This window comes from Levilactobacillus wangkuiensis, from assembly GCF_016861605.1.
GTDB lineage: Bacteria > Bacillota > Bacilli > Lactobacillales > Lactobacillaceae > Levilactobacillus > Levilactobacillus wangkuiensis.
Genome location: NZ_BOLM01000043.1, coordinates 1 through 3597 on the forward strand (window position 1 = coordinate 1; position 3597 = coordinate 3597).

The following is a 3597-nucleotide window of genomic DNA, read 5'->3' on the forward strand; positions in this document are numbered from 1 at the left end:
ATAGAAAATAATTTGATGATATCTAGTTTTGAGGGAATAAGTTCTCTTATAGTGTGGTGGCGATAGCCTAAAGGATACACCCGTTCCCATGCCGAACACGGAAGTTAAGCTTTAGCACGCCGATAGTAGTTGGGGGATCGCCCCCTGCGAGGATAGGACGTTGCCACGCAAACGTAAGGAACCCAGTGATGGGTTCCTTTTTTTGTGCAAAAAAATAAAAGATAATCAGGCGCATGACCGCAACGGCAGTGCGCCTGGCAATCCGGTCGCGTCAGAAACAAAATAGGCTTGTAGATTCGGACGACTTCCTGAAACTACTGGTCACGTCTTCTATCTAGGACTAGGGAACACGTACAAACGAATCAAAACCGTAATAAGTCATGGACGGTATCTTTAGTTGACGGGACGCTTTCAGATTCTATAACGATTGGATTGTGGACGCTCCAGTTCTGATAGTGATGTGTAGCTAAATTGACGTTTATCTTAAATAGCTGATAGTGATGGAACACATTACTGTCAAAAGTGAGTACGGACCCACTAAACAAGATTAGCAAAATAGTCAATTTAAAAAGGTAACGGCACTTCCATGTAGGAAGGTCGTTACCTTTTTGTGAGCAGTTACAGTAGTCCTTATAGATAACAATCACTCTAGCGTTGTGTAACCTTAGTTGATCGCGATTGCCAGCACTTTCTGACCAATGCAATGATAACGATCAGGCCACTGAATTGGCAGGTCGTCATTAGGCCAAAGCCCATGTTAAAGGCGTTGATACTCCCACTAACGAGACTGAGTGCGGCAAATACCGTTAAGCCAATCCAATGTATCCGCTTTGTCCAAGTGTTCGGGTGGCGCCGGGCAATGCCCAAGTTGAGCATAAGGCCGATTAGCAGGAGAATGAGGAAGTCCATCCAGTAAAGAGCAGGGAACGTTGAAAATTGGGTGACACGTTCCACCAGGAGCACGCCGAAGAGGACGACTAATAGGCTGGCGTTTGGGTGATGGGCAACTGGTTTCGTTACGGGTGCGGCTGCTGTGTCCTGTAAGAGGTCATCTACTGGGACGGCATATAGAGTAGCTAATTGGGTAATGGTGGCGATGTCCGGTTGGTTCCGGCCAGTCTCCCAGCTGGAAACGGTCTGCCGTGAGACGTGTAGCTGGTCCGCCAGTGCTGTTTGGGTCAGCTGTTGCATTTGCCGGAACTTTTTCAAACGTGCGCCTAGTTCTGTCGATGCCATGGGGGCACCTCACTTCCTTGATAATTGCGATTAACTCTAGCATAGAGAATCTATGGGAAATAGCAAGCTATTCTCGCTAGCATTCGTATCATTCGGGGATTTGAACGGGTACGCTGAAAGGGAGTAGAGGAGATGATGTCCAGTGCAAAATGGACAAGCGAAAATGATTCAGGTAACCGGGCTACGGAAAAAGTTCGGTCACCATGTGGTCTTACGTGATGTGAATTTCGCATTTTCAACTGGCGAAGTTGTCGGCTTAGTCGGGCCCAATGGTGCGGGCAAGACGACCATTATGAAAGCATTATTGGGACTGCTAGCCACGGATGCTGGTAACGTTCGGATTTTGGGGCAACCCGTTTCAGCCAATATCCATACTGTTGTGACCCAACAGGTAGGCGCACTCATCGAACGCCCAGCAATTTATCCGTTTCTGACTGGCTGGCAACATTTACAACTGATGACGACTTCCCGGGAACAAATGACGTGGGTGGTGCAGGCCCTCCAAATGGAAGCCTATATTCACCGGCCGGCCAAGCGGTATTCACTCGGCATGAAACAAAAGCTGGGAATTGCCATGGCGTTGGTGAATCGCCCACGGTTAGTCATATTGGACGAGCCAATGAATGGATTAGACCCCCAATCGGTGAAGCGATTACGCCATTTGATTGGTCAGTTGGCAGGGGAAGGGACCACATTTTTAATTTCCAGCCATATTTTGAGCGAGCTGGAAAAGATCATTGATACGGTGATCTTAATTGATCAGGGAGAAGTGTTACTGCAACGGACGATGGCGCAGTTTCGAGAATCGGCGCGGCAATCCCTAGTGGTGCGGACAACGGAGAATGCTCGGGCATTGCGGGTACTTTTACAGGACGACTATCCAGTGACCCAGCGGGGGAGCGACTTGATCGTGACGAAGCCGGTTGTGTTGACACCCTTACTGCAGGCACTTCTCAATGCGCACATTCAAATTTTAAAGGTGAACCAGCATCGAGAAGATTTAGAGACGGTCTTGTTACGCTTATTAGCAGAGAGGAAGGCATAGGTCATGGGACAATTATTGCAGCAGGAGATTTTTAAATTTAGACATCAACGATTGGCTTGGCTGGCACCGGTCATCTTGGTACTTTTAATGGGTGGACTGGCAGCGACGGCGCACGGGGCATCAATTGGCGACCAGAAATTTTATATCTCATCGGCGTATGGCGGGTTTCAATGGCTGACGATACTCATGATTGTGATTGGCGCCAGCTGTGTGACGATGGAATTCGAGTACGGGACGATCAAACAGTTGGCAATCCAGACGAATCACCGCTGGACGATTTTCGTGGGGAAGTATGTGCTGGTGCTCGGGTATAGCGTGTTGCTCCATGTGGTAGCTGTGCTCACGACACTATTACTCAAGCTCAGTGGTGGGCGCAGCCTCTGGTGGCAAACAGTCTATCTCTATCATCAGGCCCTACTGGTTAATCTCGTGACTAATGCGGTGCTGGATATGTATGGCGGCGTGCTGATTATTGGACTGGTCTTTTTGCTGGCGAGCTGTAGTCATAACAGTGCGGCGGCGATTGCTATTGGTGTCGGCGTCTGTTTCATGGGGGAAGGGGTGTCCAGTTTGCTATTGCAGTCCTTTAAGTCGTTACTGCCGGTGATGAAATGGAACCCGTTTAATATGTTCTTTCTGCAGGAGGAGTATGGCAATCCCAGCTACCAGCAGAACGTGACTCACTTGACGATTCAACAGTTGAGCGTCGGCAATCTCCTGTGGGCGTTGTTCTTTGTCGGGATGGGGGCGCTGATCTTTTCACGACGGCGGATTTAGGTTGGTGGTTGGCCGGAAACGCATTTTAAAAGTTTGCCATGATGAGAAGCGTCACGGCGACATTCTACCAAAGGAGACTTCTGGCCCGTGAAATGGGGATTAGTGAGGAACGGGCCTGGAGCCGCGGCTAACGAATGGTGGGATTGTCGTTATTAATTTAGAATTTTTGTTGACAGTGAGTTGATGTGCATGGTATATTATCTAAGTTGTCTTTTACGACAGCGACTCATTAATTTAAAAAGTTAAATTGCTTGTTGACAAGTAGTCTAACAAAATGGTATATTAATTGAGCTGCTTCGTTAGGAAGCACATTTAACAAGTTGTTGATTAAATAAAACTTCTTGTTGACATCAAATCAGTTAAATGATATGATGATTAAGTTGTCTGCGAGAGCGGATAACTGGTAGACCTTTGAAAACTGAACATTGTTTCGACAAACCAAATATGTGTAGGGCGGTTTGATACTTGGTATCAAACCCAAACAATATTTGCGAAGTCAATTCGCTTTTATAACAAATAAAGTAACAACAATCGATGAG

The 3597-nt window shown here is 47.3% G+C and carries 3 protein-coding genes and 1 rRNA gene; 3 read left to right on the plus strand and 1 reads right to left on the minus strand.

Annotated features, from left to right (window positions below):
- Positions 1–52: 52 nt before the first annotated feature.
- Positions 53–169: ribosomal RNA gene (gene rrf, locus JUF13_RS14275) — 5S ribosomal RNA — on the plus strand.
- 479 nt (positions 170–648) lie between these two features.
- Here the strand turns inward: rrf and JUF13_RS14280 are convergent.
- A complete protein-coding gene (locus JUF13_RS14280; protein ID WP_203640195.1) occupies positions 649–1236 on the minus strand; it encodes a helix-turn-helix domain-containing protein in 588 nt (195 codons plus the stop codon).
- Positions 1237–1378: 142 nt separating this feature from the next.
- On the opposite strand from JUF13_RS14280, the gene JUF13_RS14285 reads away from it, so the two are divergent.
- Together JUF13_RS14285 and JUF13_RS14290 are read left to right on the plus strand one after the other, a co-directional pair.
- On the plus strand, positions 1379–2281 hold the full coding sequence (locus tag JUF13_RS14285; protein WP_225893704.1) for an ABC transporter ATP-binding protein: 903 nt from the start codon (positions 1379–1381) through the stop codon (positions 2279–2281).
- A gap of 3 nt (positions 2282–2284) precedes the next feature.
- Complete coding sequence (locus tag JUF13_RS14290; protein ID WP_203640196.1) at positions 2285–3058, plus strand: ABC transporter permease; 774 nt, start codon at positions 2285–2287, stop codon at positions 3056–3058.
- Positions 3059–3597: the final 539 nt, after the last annotated feature.

Bases quoted from the DNA above. Each gene is read 5' to 3' on its own strand.
- JUF13_RS14280 (WP_203640195.1), bottom strand. From the start codon at position 1,236: ATGGCATCGACAGAACTAGGCGCACGTTTGAAAAAGTTCCGGCAAATG.
- JUF13_RS14290 (WP_203640196.1), top strand. From the start codon at position 2,285: ATGGGACAATTATTGCAGCAGGAGATTTTTAAATTTAGACATCAACGA.